This window comes from Roseibium sp. M-1, from assembly GCF_054515675.1.
On record NZ_CM137257.1, the window covers coordinates 4,038,313 to 4,054,897 of the forward strand.

Annotated in this window: 18 protein-coding genes; 9 read left to right on the forward strand and 9 right to left on the reverse strand. The window is 61.9% G+C overall.

The features are described 5' to 3' along the window. Positions 1 to 156: 156 nt before the first annotated feature. The 3 genes from hrcA (at position 157) to ACX3M4_RS18255 (ending at position 3,399) form a co-directional block, all read left to right on the forward strand. On the forward strand, positions 157 to 1,239 hold the full coding sequence (gene hrcA / locus ACX3M4_RS18245; protein WP_459354408.1) for a heat-inducible transcriptional repressor HrcA: 1,083 nt from the start codon (positions 157 to 159) through the stop codon (positions 1,237 to 1,239). A 63-nt stretch (positions 1,240 to 1,302) separates the two neighbouring features. After that, positions 1,303 to 2,106 (forward strand): HesA/MoeB/ThiF family protein, encoded by an 804-nt coding sequence (locus tag ACX3M4_RS18250; RefSeq protein ID WP_459354409.1) that lies wholly within the window; start codon positions 1,303 to 1,305, stop codon positions 2,104 to 2,106. Positions 2,107 to 2,448: 342 nt separating this feature from the next. After that, on the forward strand, positions 2,449 to 3,399 hold the full coding sequence (locus ACX3M4_RS18255) for an IS110 family RNA-guided transposase (RefSeq protein ID WP_459354410.1): 951 nt from the start codon (positions 2,449 to 2,451) through the stop codon (positions 3,397 to 3,399). 99 nt (positions 3,400 to 3,498) lie between these two features. Here the strand turns inward: ACX3M4_RS18255 and secB are convergent, their stop codons facing one another. Beyond that, on the reverse strand, positions 3,499 to 4,002 hold the full coding sequence (secB, locus tag ACX3M4_RS18260) for a protein-export chaperone SecB (protein ID WP_459354411.1): 504 nt from the start codon (positions 4,000 to 4,002) through the stop codon (positions 3,499 to 3,501). Between the two features lie 197 nt (positions 4,003 to 4,199). Between secB and ACX3M4_RS18265 the strand changes: the two genes are divergently transcribed. From ACX3M4_RS18265 to ACX3M4_RS18280, 4 genes are all read left to right on the forward strand, one after another. Then, positions 4,200 to 5,612 (forward strand): ActS/PrrB/RegB family redox-sensitive histidine kinase, encoded by a 1,413-nt coding sequence (locus ACX3M4_RS18265; protein ID WP_459359458.1) that lies wholly within the window; start codon positions 4,200 to 4,202, stop codon positions 5,610 to 5,612. A gap of 15 nt (positions 5,613 to 5,627) precedes the next feature. Beyond that, on the forward strand, positions 5,628 to 6,185 hold the full coding sequence (locus ACX3M4_RS18270; protein WP_459354412.1) for an ActR/PrrA/RegA family redox response regulator transcription factor: 558 nt from the start codon (positions 5,628 to 5,630) through the stop codon (positions 6,183 to 6,185). A 99-nt stretch (positions 6,186 to 6,284) separates the two neighbouring features. Continuing rightward, positions 6,285 to 8,150: a VHL beta domain-containing protein gene (locus tag ACX3M4_RS18275; protein WP_459354413.1), complete on the forward strand. Its 1,866-nt coding sequence runs from the start codon at positions 6,285 to 6,287 to the stop codon at positions 8,148 to 8,150. A 182-nt stretch (positions 8,151 to 8,332) separates the two neighbouring features. Continuing rightward, complete coding sequence (locus ACX3M4_RS18280) at positions 8,333 to 10,024, forward strand: methyl-accepting chemotaxis protein (RefSeq protein WP_459354414.1); 1,692 nt, start codon at positions 8,333 to 8,335, stop codon at positions 10,022 to 10,024. Between the two features lie 75 nt (positions 10,025 to 10,099). On the opposite strand, the gene ACX3M4_RS18285 is transcribed toward ACX3M4_RS18280, so the two are convergent. Then, a complete protein-coding gene (locus tag ACX3M4_RS18285) occupies positions 10,100 to 10,702 on the reverse strand; it encodes a TetR/AcrR family transcriptional regulator (protein ID WP_459354415.1) in 603 nt (200 codons plus the stop codon). A gap of 146 nt (positions 10,703 to 10,848) precedes the next feature. On the opposite strand from ACX3M4_RS18285, the gene ACX3M4_RS18290 reads away from it, so the two are divergent. Further along, a complete protein-coding gene (locus tag ACX3M4_RS18290; protein WP_459354416.1) occupies positions 10,849 to 11,244 on the forward strand; it encodes a RidA family protein in 396 nt (131 codons plus the stop codon). Positions 11,245 to 11,356: 112 nt separating this feature from the next. After that, positions 11,357 to 12,181 carry an alpha/beta fold hydrolase gene (locus ACX3M4_RS18295; protein WP_459354417.1) on the forward strand — a complete coding sequence of 275 codons (825 nt, stop codon included), beginning with the start codon at positions 11,357 to 11,359 and terminating at the stop codon, positions 12,179 to 12,181. A gap of 33 nt (positions 12,182 to 12,214) precedes the next feature. On the opposite strand, the gene coaA is transcribed toward ACX3M4_RS18295, so the two are convergent. From coaA to ACX3M4_RS18330, 7 genes are all read right to left on the reverse strand, one after another. Beyond that, positions 12,215 to 13,180: a type I pantothenate kinase gene (coaA, locus tag ACX3M4_RS18300; protein WP_459354418.1), complete on the reverse strand. Its 966-nt coding sequence runs from the start codon at positions 13,178 to 13,180 to the stop codon at positions 12,215 to 12,217. 62 nt (positions 13,181 to 13,242) lie between these two features. Continuing rightward, positions 13,243 to 13,566, reverse strand: coding sequence for a phosphoribosyl-ATP diphosphatase (locus tag ACX3M4_RS18305; protein WP_459354419.1), 324 nt, complete (start codon positions 13,564 to 13,566; stop codon positions 13,243 to 13,245). A 24-nt stretch (positions 13,567 to 13,590) separates the two neighbouring features. Continuing rightward, complete coding sequence (gene hisF / locus ACX3M4_RS18310; protein WP_023002419.1) at positions 13,591 to 14,370, reverse strand: imidazole glycerol phosphate synthase subunit HisF; 780 nt, start codon at positions 14,368 to 14,370, stop codon at positions 13,591 to 13,593. After that, on the reverse strand, positions 14,367 to 15,110 hold the full coding sequence (hisA, locus tag ACX3M4_RS18315) for a 1-(5-phosphoribosyl)-5-[(5-phosphoribosylamino)methylideneamino]imidazole-4-carboxamide isomerase (protein WP_459359459.1): 744 nt from the start codon (positions 15,108 to 15,110) through the stop codon (positions 14,367 to 14,369). The genes hisF and hisA overlap by 4 nt, the downstream gene beginning before the upstream one ends. A gap of 7 nt (positions 15,111 to 15,117) precedes the next feature. Beyond that, positions 15,118 to 15,405, reverse strand: coding sequence for a DUF1330 domain-containing protein (locus tag ACX3M4_RS18320; RefSeq protein WP_459354420.1), 288 nt, complete (start codon positions 15,403 to 15,405; stop codon positions 15,118 to 15,120). A gap of 22 nt (positions 15,406 to 15,427) precedes the next feature. Then, entirely contained in the window at positions 15,428 to 16,081 is a 654-nt protein-coding gene (gene hisH, locus ACX3M4_RS18325) for an imidazole glycerol phosphate synthase subunit HisH (protein ID WP_459354421.1), read from the reverse strand. Further along, positions 16,078 to 16,581, reverse strand: coding sequence for a DUF2628 domain-containing protein (locus ACX3M4_RS18330; RefSeq protein ID WP_459354422.1), 504 nt, complete (start codon positions 16,579 to 16,581; stop codon positions 16,078 to 16,080). Before ACX3M4_RS18330 ends, hisH begins: the two co-directional genes overlap by 4 nt. Positions 16,582 to 16,585 lie beyond the last annotated feature (4 nt).

Sequence of the window (16,585 nt, forward strand, 5' to 3'; positions counted from 1 at the left end):
AAGCTTTCGCGGAAACCGGAGTTTCCCCCGGAGTTTCCCAGCGTATTCGTTGAGGCCTTGTAGACCCCAATTTCGTCCGGCGTAAAGGCCCTGCATGGTGATACTTCACGCAAGCCCCCTTTTGCGCCTATATCATGCAGGAAATCCCCGTTTAACATGGGGCATGGTCAGTCCAACGGAGAAGCATCCTTGAGCCTCAGCGACCTCGACAAGAGATCCCGCGAAATCTTCCGTGCCATCGTCGAGACCTACCTGGAAACCGGCGAGCCTGTCGGATCCCGCAATGTCTCCCGCAATCTTACCATGTCCTTGTCGCCCGCTTCGGTGCGCAACGTGATGTCGGACCTGGAGCATCTGGGCCTGCTGCATTCGCCGCATACCAGCGCCGGCCGCCTGCCGACGGAGATCGGCCTGCGGTTCTTCGTCGACGCGCTCTTGGAAGTCGGCGACCTGACGCAGGACGAGCGGCGCGCCATCGATGCGCAGGTCCGCGCCTCGCAGCGTGCCCAGTCAGCCGAGCAGGTGCTGACCGAAGCCAGCCAGATGCTGTCGGGCCTTTCCATGGGCGCCGGCGTCGTGCTCACCCACAAGACCGACATGCGGCTGAAGCATGTGGAATTCGTGCGCATCGAGCCCCAGAAAGCCCTCGTCGTTCTGGTGAGCGAAGACGGCTCGGTCGAGAACCGGGTGATCGACCTGCCCGCAGACCTGCCGTCCTCGGCCCTGGTGGAAGCGTCGAATTACCTCAACGCCCAGATCAAGGGACGGACCCTCATCGAGATCCGGCGGGAGCTGGAAAAGGTGCGGGACGCGGACCAGGCCGAGCTCGACCAGCTCAGCCAGAAGGTGATCGACGCGGGCCTGGCGGTCTGGGGAGGAGACACCACTTCCGATCCCGGCACGCTTATCGTGCGCGGCCGCTCCAACCTGCTGACCGATCTCGACGCGGCAGGCGACCTGGAACGTATCCGCCTGCTCTTCGACGATCTGGAAACCAAGAAGGACCTGATCCAGCTGCTGGGCCTTGCGGAAAAGGGCGACGGCGTGCGCATCTTCATCGGTTCGGAGAATAATCTCTTTTCGCTCTCCGGCTCGTCGCTGGTGGTCTCGCCTTATCGGGACAGCAACCAGCGCATCGTCGGCGTGCTGGGCGTCATCGGTCCGACGCGGCTGAATTATGCCCGGGTGATCCCGATGGTGGATTACACCGCCCGGCTCGTCAGCCGGATCCTTGGATAGGGCTTGAACACGGGCGGCTTTCCGTCCCAACTACAGCCGACACCAGCCCGAACAGGACCTGACATGCTCTCTGCCGCCGAACTTGAACGCTACGCCCGCCACATCGTCCTCAGGGACATCGGCGGCGCCGGCCAGCAGAAGCTGAAGGCGGCCCGGGTGCTGGTGATCGGGGCCGGCGGGCTCGGTGCGCCGGTGCTGCAATATCTTGCCGCCGCCGGCATCGGCACGCTCGGCATTGTCGACGACGATACGGTGTCGCTCTCCAACCTGCAGCGGCAGGTGATCCACGACACGGAGAAGCTTGGCGAGCCGAAGGTCGCAAGCGCCGCCGAGGCGATCGCCCGGCTCAATCCGAACGTCACGGTCGAGCCGTACCCGACAAGGATTGCAGGCCAGAACGCCATGGCACTCGTCTCCGCCTTTGACCTTGTCGTGGACGGCTCGGACAATTTCGACACGCGGTATCTCGTTTCAGATGCCTGCTTCTTTGCCAAGAAGCCGCTGGTGACGGCGGCAGTGGGCCAATTCGACGGTTCGATCACGACGCTCCGGCCGTTCGAGGAGAACGAAGCTGGCGAGCAGAACCCGACCTATCGCTGCCTCTTCCCGCAAAAACCCCGCGCCGGCCTGCTGCCGACCTGCGCCGAAGCCGGGATCCTGGGGGCGCTCACCGGCATCATCGGCGCCATGCAGGCGATGGAAGTCCTGAAGGAGCTGACCGGGACGGGCGAAGGCCTCGTCGGCCGGATGATGCTCTTCGACGCGCGCACCTTCCGCATGGAAACGATCCGCTACAAACGGTCGCCGAAAAACCCGCTCAGCGGCGATGCCCCGAAGAGCTGGGCGGAGCTGCTGGAAGAGGGGTGAGGCCGCGCTCTCCCCTGTCATCCCCGCACCCGCTATCGCCGGCATAAACTCCAGCGGGACTCAGTAACCTTCATAAATTGCAATAGGTTAAACGCCAAACCCCGGGACTCCCGGGTCTGCGCCTCGCTCCGCCCGGGATTGTTTGTTTGTAGTGGTGTTATTGTGGGGTTGGTCTCCCGGACTGCATTCCGGGAGACCAGTGACAGTCGACCGAGCCGGGATAGGGTTTTCACCCGTTGTCATCAAGGTTCCCTGTCGCTTCCTTTTCCCGCTTGGAGAGTTGGATGGGCCGCTGTGAACACGCCCGCAAACAATCCGAAGCACGAACAAGGTACCACCGACATGACCGTTCTTGAAAGTGCTCCGTCCAATGTGGTCGGCATTGATGTTTCCAAAGACACTTTGGTTGTCTTTGATCAGACCCGCCAGGCGCTGGAGACCGTCAGCAATGAGCCTGAAGCCATCGCCAAACTGGTCGCCTCTTTTGATCCGGGCACACTGGTTGTGTGCGAGCCCACCGGCGGACATGAGGCACCCTTGATCAGTGAGCTGATGGCCCAGGGCGTTGCCTGCCACCGGGCTGACACCCTGAAGGTCCAGGCATTCATCAAATCGTTCGGCCGGCTGGCAAAAACCGATGCCATCGATGCCATGGCTCTTGCGCAATATGGCGAAGAACGCTGGAAACGGCTCCCCCTTTTCCAGCTCAAAGACAAGGCCTTGAGTGAACTGGCCGCACTGGTCGCTCGCCGGGACAGCCTTATGGCCTTCAAGATTGCGGAGACCAACCGCCTGAAGGCCCCTGGTGAGAACAAAATGCTTGCGAGATCCTTCAAGACCGTCATTGCCTGTGTGCAGCGGCAAATCGACCGGATCGACGAGGAGATCGAGAAGCTGATCGCCTCCTCACAAACCCTGACACGCCGCAAGCAGATCTGCTGTTCCTTGCCTGGCGTGGGGGAACGCACAGCCATTGCCTTGCTGGCAACGATGCCGGAACTAGGCAGCCTGACCCGCAAGCAAGCCGCGTCTCTCGCGGGACTGGCGCCGCACCCCAGAGACAGCGGGACGCTTAAAGGCTACCGCAAAATGCGTGGGGGGCGACCCGAAGTCCGAAAAAGCGTCTTTATGGCCGCCTTGGCAGGATCGAGAGCAAAAGGGCCATTAAGTGCTTTCTATCAGAGACTTATCGAAAACGGAAAGAAGCCTATCGTCGCCATTTCCGCTCTCATGAGAAAGATCATCGTCATCCTAAATGCGAGAATCAGAGATGAAATGCACGCAATGAGTTGATGACAGTCTTGCTCGGGCAGTCCATCCGCAAACTGGACAAACATAAAAACCCGCGCCGGTTACCCGGCACGGGTTCAAAACCAGTTATCCTGAAAAACCTCAGTTCGGCTTCTGCTCGCCTGCGGCCTGCTGGGTGGCGGCCTGCTGAGCCATGTTCTGGCGGTAGAGCTGGGCGAAGTCGATCGGGTCGAGCATCAGCGGCGGGAAGCCGCCGTTGCGGGTTGCTTCGGAGAGAATGTTGCGCGCGTAGGGGAAGATCATGCGCGGGCATTCGATCATCACGAAGGGGTGCATGTGCTCCTTCGGCACGCCGGTGATCTTGAAGAGGCCGGCATAGACCAGCTCGACGTTGAACATCACCATGTCCGGGCGCTCTGCCTTTGCATTGAGGGTGAGCATGACCTCGAACTGGTCTTCGCCGATCTGCTGTGCGCCGACATTGACGTTGATGTCGAGCTTGGGCTGATCGCCCTGGGTGAGGGAGCGCGGCGCATTCGGATTTTCGAAAGACAGGTCCTTGATGTACTGGCCAAGGATATGCATGCCCGGCGCAGTCGTGCCTTCCGCCTGCGGCTGTGCGCCGCCGTCATTGGTGTCGGTCATCGTCTCATTCCGTTGCGCGGTGCTGATCTGAAATGAAGAGTTCTTAAATTCCCTCCGGCTGGCCGCCGGCCCGCGTGATCCGGACAACCTTGTTAGCGGCTGGCTACCATTTACGCTCAACCGGCACAAGTGCCACGATCTTGCCAAGGCCGGGATTCCGCTCCAAAAGGGGCCGGGGAGATAACTCGCAAACCATGATGCCCGATCAACCGTCCTCCAATATCACCCTGCCCCACCGGCAGCTGAAACTCGACACGCTGGTGCGCCTGCGCTGGCTGGCCGTCGGCGGCCAGTCCGCCGCGCTGCTGGTGGTGCATGTAGGCCTCGGTTACCCCATGCCCGCCGGCCCGGCCTTCGCCATGGTGGCACTGTCGGCCTGGCTCAATATCTTCCTGAAGATCCGCTGGCCCTCGGCGATGCGCCTGTCGGAACGGGCGGCCACCCTGCAGCTTGCCTATGACATCCTGCAGATGAGCGGGCTCCTGTTCCTGACCGGCGGTCTCGGCAATCCCTTCGCCTTCCTGCTGATGGCGCCGGTGATGGTGTCGGCGACGGGCCTTTCGGCGCGCTATACAGTCATTCTCGGCATCCTGGCAACGACCTGCGCCACCCTGCTCGCCGTCTTCCACCTGCCGCTGCCCTGGCCGGTGGGCGACGACTTTTCGCTGCCCATCGTCTATTCCGTCGGCATCTGGATCGCGCTGGTCTCGACTCTCGGCTTTATGGCGATCTACGCCTTCCGCGTTGCCGAGGAAGCCCGCCAGCTCGCCGATGCGCTGGCCGCGACGGAGCTGGTGCTGGCGCGCGAACAGCATCTCAACGCGCTGGACGGACTGGCGACCGCCGCCGCGCACGAGCTCGGCACGCCGCTCGCCACCATCTATCTCGTCGCCAAGGAGCTTTCGGACGAATTCGACGAAAACGAAAACGGCCATTTGGCCGAGGACCTGGCCCTGATCCACTCCCAGGCCGAGCGCTGCCGCTCCATTCTGCGGCAGCTGACGAGCCTCTCCAGCGACGAGGACCGTACCTACCAGAGCATGCCCGTCTCCCTCTTGATCGAGGACGTCATCGATCCGCACCGGGGCACAGGTGTCGCCATCCACGCCACCGTGAACGGCACCGGCTCCGAGCCGGTCGGCACCCGCAACGCGGCGATCCGCTACGGTCTCGGCAACCTGGTGGAGAATGCCGTCGATTTTGCCAAGTCGCGGGTGGATGTCGCCGCCGTCTGGGACGAGGGCACGCTGTCGATCTCCATCCGGGACGACGGTCCGGGCTTTTCCGTCGATATTCTCGGCAAGATCGGCGATCCCTATGTGTCGATCCGGGGCGGCAAGTCGCCGCAACGGGGTACGGGCGGGGGCCTCGGTCTCGGCATCTTCATTGCCAAGACATTGCTGGAGCGCACCGGCGCGAAGCTGCATCTGGACAATCTTGCCCCGCCCCATACCGGTGCCCATATCCGCGTCAGCTGGCCGCGTGAGGTCTTCGAAGAAGACGGCAGAGTGGACGAACAGTCATTTTCGCCCCATAACGGCTCTACTGCGCAAACAATGCATCCTGATGCCGCGGAAACTTCTGCAGCAGCAGAGCATCAGCAAGAATAAAAACGGTAGAGCCACATGACGGACCAGACCCCCGCCCAGATCACCTCGGAGGACATGAGCCTTCTGATCGTCGACGACGACAAGCCGTTCCAGCAGCGCCTGGCACGCGCCATGGAGAAGCGCGGCTTTGAAACGGAAACCGCGGACGGGGTTCAGGACGCGGCCGCCAAGATCGCCCGTAACGCGCCGGCCTTCGCCATTGTCGACATGCGCCTGGAAGACGGCAACGGCCTTGATGTCATCGAACAGATCCGCGCCCGGCGGCCCGATGCAAGGGCGATCGTTCTGACCGGCTACGGCAACATCGCGACGGCGGTGACGGCCGTCAAACTCGGCGCCATCGACTACCTCGCCAAGCCCGCCGATCCGGACGACATCGTCGCAGCACTTGCCCGTTCGCACGACGACAAGGCGCAGCCGCCCGAGAACCCGATGTCGGCAGACCGGGTGCGCTGGGAACATATCCAGCGGGTCTACGAATTGTGCGACCGCAACGTCTCGGAAACCGCCCGCCGGCTCAACATGCACCGCCGCACGCTGCAGCGCATCCTGGCAAAACGCGCGCCGCGCTGACAAACCGGGGCTTTCTGCCATTGCGGGGTTGCCCTGACAGCGCCACTTTGCCTAAGTATGCCCGTTCGGTGATAACCCGCGCTCCCACGGAGATCGCTCATGCGGCTTGATGCTGCCCCTGTCCGTTTTGTTCCCGCCTTGAAAGCCGGCCTGATGGCTGCCTGCGCCCTGGTGTTCCTGTCTGCGGGAACGGCGGTCCGCGCCCAGTCGGTTCCGGAAACCATCCGCATCAATGTGGAGCCGCCGGAACCGGGCATCCGGTCCATCACCGTGAACAAGAAGTACCGGCCGATCATCAACCGGGACGACAAGGGCGTTGTCATCGATACGATGGGCAGCGACAACAAGCAGCCGCCCTGCGAGGTGAAGCTGGAAGTCACGCTGGAAAACAGCCGTGTCCTGCACCGCGACGCCAATATCTGCTCCGGCAGCACGCTGGTGGTGGATGTCTCCAGCGACGGCAAGCCCGGTGCGGTTGCACGGATCGTCGGCACCGGTACGGGAACCGCGGCCGGCCCGGTCACCCAAGCGACCGGCGACACGCCGTCCGCCCAGAACCAGTCCCAGTCCAACTCACAGACAGGGCAGCAAACCCAGACCGCGTCGACCGGTGAACAGCCGCAGAACTCCAATTCATCCATCACCGAAATCAAGCCGCCGGAAGACAATGGCGGTCTGGAACCGCTCGACCGGGTGGATACGCCCATTTCCGTACCCGGCACGGACGGCACCGAGACCGCATCCCTGCCGGCGGACAACGGCGTTACCGGCTCACCTGTGCTTGTGAGCGCGAACGAGGCGCGCGAATGGCTGGCCGAGCCCGGTTCGCAACCCGGCTCGCCGTCAGTGTTGCAGCACGGGGTACCGCAGACCGACGACCGGGATTTCCGCGCGGATTGCACGACCCAGTCCGGGTTTGCCAAGATCACGTTCCAACAGGCCCCCGGCGGCCTGCAGGAAGGCATGCCGCAGGCGGTGCGAATCACGGCCGGCGATTTCGAAAGCACCTACAACGCCTTCGGCTCTTCCGCCTATAACGAGGCCGGAGTCTCGCTGCCCGAAGTCAACATCGAGATGATCGACCCTCTCTGGGAAGCCATGATCCGTCAGTCCGAGCTGTCGATTTCGGTCGAGGGGCTGCCCGCTTACCAGGTCTCGCTCAAAGGCAGCGCCAATCCGGTCCGCCTGTTCGTGGCGACCTGTTCACAGCCGCAGCAGATCGTCACCGACGCCGCCTACGGCACCGGCGCGGAAGAGGCGAGTTCGGATCTGTCCTGCGGCGAACTCGGCCGTGTGCGTTCCCTCGAAGCGGTCCGGCCTGGCCAGATCGTCTTCCGCAACGCCAGCCGCCAGCCCGTCGAGGTCCACTGGATCGATTATCGCGGCGGCGAGCGGCCCTATGCCAGGCTCGAGCCGGGACAGATCCTGGAGCAGCAGACCTTTGTCTCCCATGCCTGGGCCCTGCGCGGCGCCGGGGGCGAGTGCCGCGGCATCTACGTCACCAAGACCCCCTACCGCGAAGTCGTCATCAACGGCCCTGCTGAAACATTCGGCCTGCCGGGCAATGACGGCTTTGGCAACAACAACGGCTTCGATAATAATTCCGGCTGGGGCTCGCCGAATGGCGGCGGCTTCGACAACCAACCCGGCGGCGGTTTTCCGGCAGGTCCCGTTCCTCCCGGCGCCATCGAAGGCAATAGCCAGCCGAATTTCCAGCAGCAGACTGCACAGGCCAATGTTGCCGACTACCTGTGCACTGCCGGTATCGATCTGAATGTGGTGTTCTCGCCCGACATGCTGTCGGCAACGGTTGCCGAAATGGGGTATGGCGCTGTCACCCTGCAGCGCCAGGGCGGGGCCAACACCTTCTATTTCGAATCACAGGGACATGTGCTCAAGGGCCAGCTGCAGAATGCCACCTGGTCCCGCCCGGGCCTCCGGGATGTCTTCTGCGCCCGCAGGTAGTTCCGATTCTCAGCTGCAGATAAATGAATATTCCTATTCCAGGTTGCATTTAAGTCACCTGACCTATTGTAAAATCAACCTAATTTTTCATTTTTCTTTTTGAGTTGATTCAAACCTTAAGCATTTGGTGAAAGATTAAGCTGAATTCTTGTCGGACCTTGTTCGAACGGATTCATAAAAACATGTCCTTCACCCGTTGGCCTCTCGGCTGGAAAATCACGACCCCCGTCATCATCTTCGCCGTTTTCACCGTCGCGCTCGCGGGGTTTTCCCTCAGCTCCCTGAAAGATGCGATGCTGCAGGAACGTCTGACAAAGATCGAGGATATTACCCAAACGGCGAGGATGATCGCCGCGCGGTACCACGAGCTTGAGAAGTCCGGGACGATGTCGCGCGAAGACGCTCAGAAAAATGCCGTAGAGGCAATTTCTGCAATGCGGTACGAAGGTGGTGAAAACTACATTTTCGTCTTCGACAACAAGTCGGTAACGATCTCGCATGTCAAAAAGGACATGATCGGCAAGGACCTCTCCGGCCTGAAGGATCCGAATGGCGTCCGCGTCATCGCGGAACTGGTGAAAATCGCTCAGAACGGCGGTGGAACACTTCTGTACCTCTGGCCGCGGGCTGCCAACGATACGCCCATTGAAAAATGGAGTTATGCGACCGGCTTCGAACCCTGGCAATGGATGTTGGGAACCGGTGTCTATATCGACGATCTCGAGGAAGCTTTCTGGAATCAGGCGCTTCTCATCATCTCCCTGACACTGACCGGGGCATTGATTGCCGGTTCGATCGCCTACATTGCCATTCGCAGCCTTGTGCGCCCGCTCATTCAATTGACCGCCAACATGAGCACACTGGCTGACGGCAACACCGACATCGTTATCGAAGGCACCGACCGGGGCGATGAAATCGGCCAGATGGCAACCGCCATGGAAATCTTCGTGCACAACGAAGCCGCCCGGCGCGAGTTGGAAGACCAGCAGAACGTCTCTCAGGAAGATGCGGCCCGCAAGGGTGCCGAGATCCAGCATCTCAGCAGCGATTTCGACCGTCAGATCATGGAAATGCTCAATATCATCGACGGCTCGGTGCGCAACCTGCAGGCGGCTTCTGCCGACATGACAGGCGTTGCCGCGCAGACCACCGAACAGAGCGGCCTGGTGTCCAACGCCTCCTCGCAGGCGTCCCACAACGTGGAGACCGTCGCAGCAGCTGCGGAAGAACTCTCCGCCTCCGTCAACGAAATCCGCCGCCAGGTGCAGTCCTCCAGTGAGATCGCTGCCCGTGCCGCCGGCGAGGCCCAGGCCACCAACCAGCGCATGCATGGCCTGTCCGAAAGCGCCAGCCGCATCGGCGAGGTGGTGACGCTGATCCAGGCGATTGCCGAACAGACCAACCTCTTGGCACTCAACGCCACCATCGAGGCAGCGCGTGCCGGGGAAGCCGGCAGGGGCTTCGCGGTCGTCGCGGCGGAAGTGAAGGAACTCGCCAACCAGACGTCAAAGGCAACGGAGGAAATCTCCAGCCAGATCACCGCGATCCAGGAAGAGACCGGCCATGCGGCCACCGCCATTTCCTCGGTGACCGAGATCATCAACCACATGAACGAGATTGCCTCCTCCATCGCGTCTTCCGTAGAGGAGCAGGGCGTCGCGACGCAGGAAATCGCTTCCAACGCCACCGAGGCCTCTCGCAGCACAGTGGAAGTGACAACCAATATCGAGACCGTTGCCGCGGCCGCCGAAAACACCCGTGACACGGCGGAAAAGGTCGACGTCTCCGCCCAGCAGTTGAAGGAAAACGCCTCCATGCTGCGCGACCAGGTCGGCACTTTCCTGCAGGAAGTCCGCAAGCGCTCTGTGGCATAAATCCCGCCAGCGAAATCAGCGCCCGCGACCTGGATGGATCGCGGGCGTTTTGCTGTCGTCTGCCGGCCACCGTCTTTAGGCCGGCGGCGCCTTCAGGAGACCTTCCGCCAGCAGCCTGAAGGCGTCGACCACTTTCTTCAGGTCTTCCTCCGGATTGTCGCTGGCCGCGATCCAGATTGCCGCGTTGAACGCCGCACCGTTCAATAACCGCGCCGCCGCCTCCGCATCCACCGGCTTCAGCATTCCTTGCTCCATAAGGCCCTCGAGTGCCTCGATCGTTGCCAGGAGGCACTGGTTCTGGCTGGGCCATTGCGACGGATCTCCAAGAACCGCCGGGCCGTCGAGCAGTACGATGCGCTGGACTTCCGGTTTCAGCGCCATCTCGATATAGGCGACGCCTTCCGCCATGAGCGCGTCCCACGCATCGCCGCCAAGGCGCCTGGCGGCGGCGCGGGCTTCGGCTGATATCTCGCCGTCGATCTGGTCTACGACAGCCTGAAGCAGGCCTTTCTTGTCCCCGAAATTGTGATAGAGCGCGCCGCGCGTCAGGCCGACGGACGCTGTCAACTCATCCATCGAGGCGGATGCATATCCCTGTTCTGCAAAGGCTTTTCGCGCCGCACCGATCAGCTTGGCACGCGTTTCTTCCATCATCTCGGATCGTTTTTTGCCGGTCATCTCCGCTTTCCGATTTCACATACGCAAGGTATGCCAATTGACATACGCTGCGTATGTCATTATTTCACATACGCAGCGTATCTTAAAAAATACGCTCCGTTAAGCCAGCACTCCGGCCGATTCCAGATATCAGACAAGGAATTCCCATGACCATCCGCCAACCCGTCTTCCCCGAAGGCCGCCACGCGCTCTATGACGCCCACAAATATTCCGCCGCCATCCGTTCGGGCGATCTTCTTTTCGTTTCCGGCCAGGTCGGCAGCCGCACGGACGGCACGCCGGAACCGGACTTCGAAGCCCAGGTGCACCTGGCCTTTGAAAACCTGAGAGCCGTGCTGAAGGCCGCCGGCTGCGGGTTCGAGGACATTGTCGACCTGACCTCCTTTCATACGGATCCGGAGAACCAGTTCGAAACCCTGATGAAGGTCAAGGACGAGGTCTTCAGCGAGGCTCCCTATCCCAACTGGACGGCAGTCGGCGTCAACTGGCTTGCCGGTTTCGATTTCGAGGTCAAGGTCATTGCCAGGATTCCGGACGCCTGAGGAATTGCCGGCACCGGTTGCAGACCGGACCCCGGCTCACTACGTCCTGATGGCGCAGGGCGGCCGGCCGGTTCTCCCCGTGCCTGCCGGCATTCGAATTGGAATGGAGAACATGAGCGACACAATGGACTGGCACCTTTCCGAGAAAACCCGGACATCTGCCGGTTTCGTCATGGCGGGCCAGACCGGTGACGGCCCGCCGCTGGTGCTTGCCCATGGCTGGCCGTGGTCGTCCTGGTCGTGGCACAAGATCATCCCCGAGCTGTCGCGGGTCTTCCGGGTCTACTGGTATGACATGCCAGGCTACGGCCAGTCGGAGAAGGCGGCCGATCAACCCACATCTCTTGACGTTCAGGGCAGGGTCTTTGCCGAAATGCTCGACCACTGGCAACTCGGCAACCCTTCGGTCCTGGCGCATGACTTCGGCGGTGCGACAACCTTGCGGGCGCATCTGTTGCATGGTTGCGATTTCGACAAATACATCTTGATGAACATCGTCGCACTCAGCCCCTGGGGGTCGGAGTTCTTCGATCATGTCGGCCGACACGTGGACGCATTCGTCGGGCTTCCGCCTCATATCCATCGTGCGGTCGTCGACGCCTATATCGGCGGTGCACTCGTCAACGATCTCGGCTCGGATATGCGTGAGAAGCTGGCCGAGCCCTGGCTGACGGAAGAAGGCCGTGGCAGCTTCTACCGGCAATTCGCCCAGGCGGACGAAGCCTTTACGAACGAGATCGAACCGCTCTATGGCGAAATTCGCTGTCCGGTAAAGATCCTTTGGGGCGAGGACGATCCCTGGATACCGGTCGATCGTGGCCGGGCTCTTCACGCCGCCATTCCCCAGTCGGCATTCGAAACCCTGCCTCATGCCGGTCACCTGCCGCAGCTTGAGGTTCCGGACGCGGTTCTGGAAAAGGTGCGCGCATTCCTGTGAGGGAATGCGCCAGGCCTCAGGCCGGCCACTGCATCAGATACGGCGCAGGGCGACCTTCGCGATCTGGTGGCTGGCATCCTTGGTGAGGATGAGGTCGGCGCGCGGGCGGGTCGGCAGGATGTTTTCGCGCAGGTTGACGAGGTTGATCTCGTTCCAGATCCGGTTTGCGGTCGCCACCGCTTCCTCGTCGGTGATGCGGGAATATTTATGGAAATAGGAGCCGGGGTCGCGGAAAGCGGTCTCGCGCAGGCGCATGAAGCGGTCGACATACCATTTCAGCAGCAGGTCCTCGTCCGCATCCATATAGACCGAGAAATCGAAGAAGTCCGAGACGAAGGGCACGGCGCGGCCGTCCTTGGGCAGTTCGCGCGTCTGCAAGACGTTGAGGCCTTCGACGATCAGGATGTCCGGCCGGTCGACCGTGACCGTGTGGCCCGGCATGACGTCGTAATAGAAATGCGAATAGACGGGCGCCCGCACGAAGCGCTTGCCGGCCTTGATGTCGGACAGGAACTTCAGCAGCCGCGGCCTGTCGAAGCTCTCCGGAAAGCCTTTCTTCGTCATCAGGCCTTCGGCTTCCAGCACCGCATTGGGATAAAGAAAGCCGTCGGTGGTGATCAGGTCCACCTTGGGGCTCGCCGGCCAGCGGGCCAGCAGTTCGCGCAGCACGCGCGAGGTGGTCGACTTGCCGACGGAGACCGATCCCGCGACACCGATGATGAAAGGCGTCTTGCCGTCGCGGGTGCCGAGAAAGTTCTGGGTCGCCTGATAGATGCTGATGGTCGCTTCCGCATAGAAGGCGAGCAGGCGGGAGAGCGGCAGATAGATCGTCTCGACCTGCTCGATGGAGACCGGCGCGTTGAGGCCCTGAAGCTGGGCCACCTCGTGGGCGTCCAGCGTCATCGGCGTATCGGCGCGAAGACGGGACCACTGGCGTTCGGTGAACACCTGGTAGGGGGACAGATCCATGTCCAGGGCCGTGGCGACTTTCTGATCCATGACTTCGCAGTTCCTGCTGCGCGGCTGAGTGCCGGATCCCGGTAGGGCGGGTGAGTCTCGCCCTAGTCCTTTGGCCGGGAGGCCTTTTCTTCCAGTCCGGTCTGACCCGTGCGGCTCGCCAGCTCCTTCATAACATCCCTTAAGGGGACATTGGAGACATTGAGCACCACAAGCAGATGATAAAGCACATCGGCGGCCTCGGCCGTCAACTCTTCCCGGTCCTGCTGCACGGCGGCGATCGCCGCCTCAACCGCTTCTTCCCCCAGTTTCTGGGCGCATTTGGCAACGCCCTTGTTCACGAGTTTGCGCGTATAGGACTTTTCGTCCGCGCTCTTCGCACGTGCAGCAACAATGGCGTCGAGATCTTCCAAAGTGAAGTCGGTCATTTGGCTAAGGTCCCCGGCCCGGCGTTATGCGTCGAGACGCATCGGCACGCCGGCGTCGTTCATGTAGTGCTTGGCTTCCTGGATGGTGTATTCGCCGAAATGGAAGATCGAGGCGGCGAGCACCGCCGTCGCATGGCCATCGCGGATGCCTTCCACCATGTGATCGAGATTGCCGACACCGCCGGAAGCGATGACCGGCACCGGCACCGCATCGGCGATCGCCCTGGTCAGGGCGATGTTGTAGCCCGATTTGGTGCCGTCCCGGTCCATGGAGGTCACCAGCAGCTCGCCAGCGCCAAGCTCAACAACCTTCCTGGCAAACTCGACCGCATCGATGCCGGTGGCATTGCGGCCGCCATGGGTGAAGATCTCGAACTTTTCCGGCTCCCCCGGCGCGTTGACCTGCTTGGCGTCGATGGAGACGACGATGCACTGCGCGCCGAACTTTTCCGCCGCTTCACGCACGAAATCAGGATTGGTGACGGCCGCCGTGTTGATCGAGACCTTGTCGGCCCCGGCAATCAGCAGCTTGCGGATATCTTCCACCGTGCGCACACCGCCGCCAACGGTCACCGGCATGAAACAGGCCTCTGCCGTGCGCCGGACGACGTCGTAGATCGTGTCCCGGCCCTCATGGCTGGCGGTGATGTCGAGAAAACAAAGCTCGTCCGCCCCGGCCGCATCATAGGCCTTCGCGGCCTCCACCGGATCGCCGGCATCGACCAGATCCACGAAGTTGACGCCCTTGACGACACGGCCGTCCTTGACGTCGAGACAGGGGATGACACGGGCCTTCAGGGTCATGATGCTGTGCTCCGCGCGGCCTTGATCAACTCCATGGCCTCCTTCGGGTCGAGGCGGCCGTCATAGAGCGCCCGGCCGGAAATCGCGCCTTCCAGGATCGCGCAGTCGGGTTCCAGGAGGCGGTGGATGTCGTCGATGGAGGCAAGTCCGCCGGAGGCGATCACCGGGATGGAGACTGCACGGGCAAGTTCCAGCGTCGAAGGAATGTTCAGGCCCTTGAGGACGCCGTCCCGGTCGATATCCGTATAGATGATCGCCGACACGCCGGCATCCTCAAAGCGTTTGGCGAGGTCAATCGCGGTGAGCTCGGACGTTTCCGCCCAGCCTTCCACCGCCACGTAGCCGCCCTTGGCGTCGATGCCGACGGCGACCTTGCCCGGAAATTTCCTGCATGCCTCTTTCACCAGCTCCGGATCGCGGACCGCAACCGTGCCGAGGATCACGCGGCTGATGCCTTTGGTGAGCCACGTCTCGATATGCTCCAGCGTCCGGATACCACCGCCGAGCTGAACCGGGTTCTTCGTCGCGGCCAGGATGGCATCGACCGCCGCGCCGTTGACGCTCTCGCCGGCGAAGGCGCCGTTGAGATCGACCACATGCAGCCATTCAAAGCCCTGGTCCTCGAAGGCTTTCGCCTGAGCGCCGGGATCGTCGTTGAAGACGGTTGCCTGGTCCATGTCGCCTAGTTTCAGGCGAACGCACTGACCGTCCTTCAGGTCGATGGCGGGAAAGAGGATCATGTTCTTTTCAAATTCCTTCGACGATGACGATTTCGCCATCGGCAACTTTCTGACGGATTTTCACCGCTTCCTGGTATTCGGGCGAATTGTAGCAATCGACCGCATGCTGGAAGCTCGGAAACTCGATGATAACGTTGCGGGCCCGGCCGGGACCTTCGATGGCATCGGTCTTGCCGCCACGAGCGAGGAAATTCGCTCCGAAGCGCTGGAAGGCCGGCTTTGCCGTCTCGACATAGGCCGGATATCCATCGGGGTCGCGCACGTCCACGCGGGCGATCCAGTAACCTTTGCTCATCAGTGCCTCCCAGGCTCTTTGTTTATGGGGTCCAGTCCAGGAAATTGGCGATCAGCTCAAGGCCGAGCCGCTGGCTCTTTTCCGGATGGAACTGGGTGCCGATCATGTTGTCCTTCGCCACCATGGCGGTGAAAGTGCCGGCATAGTCGAAGGTGGCCAGCCGGTCCATGTCATTGGCGCAGGCAAAGTGGAAGGAATGCACGAAATAGGCGTGCAGACCGTCCGGGCCGGTGTCGATGCTCTTGAAGACCGGATGGCTTTCGGGGCGCAGATCAATGGTGTTCCATCCCATATGCGGGATCTTCAGATCCGGATCGGCCGGTTTCATTTCCGAAACGTCGCCCTCAACCCAGCCGAGGCCTTCGACCGTTTCGAATTCCAGGCCGCGGCTTGCCATCAGCTGCATGCCGACGCAGATGCCGAAGAAGGGCTTGCCCTGCTTGCGAACAGTCTCCTCCAGCGCCTCCGGCATGCCGTCGACGGCCCAGAGGCCGCGCTTGCAGTCGGCAAAGGCACCGACGCCCGGCAACACGATCCGATCCGCCTTCCTGACCCGGTCCGGGTCGGAGGTGACTATCACGTCCGGCAGATGGGCGTGAGCGCGGGCCGCGCGCTCGAACGCCTTTTCCGCCGAGCGCAAGTTGCCCGAGCCGTAATCGATAATCGCAATCGTCATTGACGGGTCTCCGGACCGAGGGTCAGGCCCACCACCCGCTCGCTGCCGATCCTCGGGACGATCGGAGGGCTTGCGGGGCGCTGCAGACGGTCTTTCTGAAGTCTTGCCGGGGAGAGGTGATCCGCGGCCTTGTGAAGAAAACGAAGTTCGGCCTCCGCCTTGTTGCCCGCATCGACGATGCCGACGACACGCCAGCCCTTGCGTTCCAGCGACCAGCGCCGCAGCGCCTGGGCCTCGAAGCCGAAGAGAATGGCGATGACGAGCGCGACGACGCCCGCCGCGTCCGGATTGACTGCAAGCGCCAGCAGCTCGACAACCAGCGTCACGCCGAGATAACCGAGCAGCACCAGCCACATACGGTTGACCAGCAGCCAGATCACCGAAAAAACAAAGGCCAGGTACGAGAATGTGTCCGGCACGAATTCAAGCCGGTCCGTCTGGTGGGGATCGCCCGCCACGTCGTCGAATTCCGGCGGAGCCATCACAACATAGGTGCTCATGCGC

Excerpts from the sequence above, each read along its gene's own strand:
- hrcA (WP_459354408.1), top strand. The coding sequence starts at position 157 with ATGGGGCATGGTCAGTCCAACGGAGAAGCATCCTTGAGCCTCAGCGAC.
- ACX3M4_RS18250 (WP_459354409.1), top strand. The coding sequence starts at position 1,303 with ATGCTCTCTGCCGCCGAACTTGAACGCTACGCCCGCCACATCGTCCTC.
- ACX3M4_RS18255 (WP_459354410.1), top strand. The coding sequence starts at position 2,449 with ATGACCGTTCTTGAAAGTGCTCCGTCCAATGTGGTCGGCATTGATGTT.
- secB (WP_459354411.1), bottom strand. The coding sequence starts at position 4,002 with ATGACCGACACCAATGACGGCGGCGCACAGCCGCAGGCGGAAGGCACG.
- ACX3M4_RS18265 (WP_459359458.1), top strand. The coding sequence starts at position 4,200 with ATGCCCGATCAACCGTCCTCCAATATCACCCTGCCCCACCGGCAGCTG.
- ACX3M4_RS18270 (WP_459354412.1), top strand. The coding sequence starts at position 5,628 with ATGACGGACCAGACCCCCGCCCAGATCACCTCGGAGGACATGAGCCTT.
- ACX3M4_RS18275 (WP_459354413.1), top strand. The coding sequence starts at position 6,285 with ATGCGGCTTGATGCTGCCCCTGTCCGTTTTGTTCCCGCCTTGAAAGCC.
- ACX3M4_RS18280 (WP_459354414.1), top strand. The coding sequence starts at position 8,333 with ATGTCCTTCACCCGTTGGCCTCTCGGCTGGAAAATCACGACCCCCGTC.
- ACX3M4_RS18285 (WP_459354415.1), bottom strand. The coding sequence starts at position 10,702 with ATGACCGGCAAAAAACGATCCGAGATGATGGAAGAAACGCGTGCCAAG.
- ACX3M4_RS18290 (WP_459354416.1), top strand. The coding sequence starts at position 10,849 with ATGACCATCCGCCAACCCGTCTTCCCCGAAGGCCGCCACGCGCTCTAT.
- ACX3M4_RS18295 (WP_459354417.1), top strand. The coding sequence starts at position 11,357 with ATGAGCGACACAATGGACTGGCACCTTTCCGAGAAAACCCGGACATCT.
- coaA (WP_459354418.1), bottom strand. The coding sequence starts at position 13,180 with ATGGATCAGAAAGTCGCCACGGCCCTGGACATGGATCTGTCCCCCTAC.
- ACX3M4_RS18305 (WP_459354419.1), bottom strand. The coding sequence starts at position 13,566 with ATGACCGACTTCACTTTGGAAGATCTCGACGCCATTGTTGCTGCACGT.
- hisF (WP_023002419.1), bottom strand. The coding sequence starts at position 14,370 with ATGACCCTGAAGGCCCGTGTCATCCCCTGTCTCGACGTCAAGGACGGC.
- hisA (WP_459359459.1), bottom strand. The coding sequence starts at position 15,110 with ATGATCCTCTTTCCCGCCATCGACCTGAAGGACGGTCAGTGCGTTCGC.
- ACX3M4_RS18320 (WP_459354420.1), bottom strand. The coding sequence starts at position 15,405 with ATGAGCAAAGGTTACTGGATCGCCCGCGTGGACGTGCGCGACCCCGAT.
- hisH (WP_459354421.1), bottom strand. The coding sequence starts at position 16,081 with ATGACGATTGCGATTATCGATTACGGCTCGGGCAACTTGCGCTCGGCG.
- ACX3M4_RS18330 (WP_459354422.1), bottom strand. The coding sequence starts at position 16,581 with ATGAGCACCTATGTTGTGATGGCTCCGCCGGAATTCGACGACGTGGCG.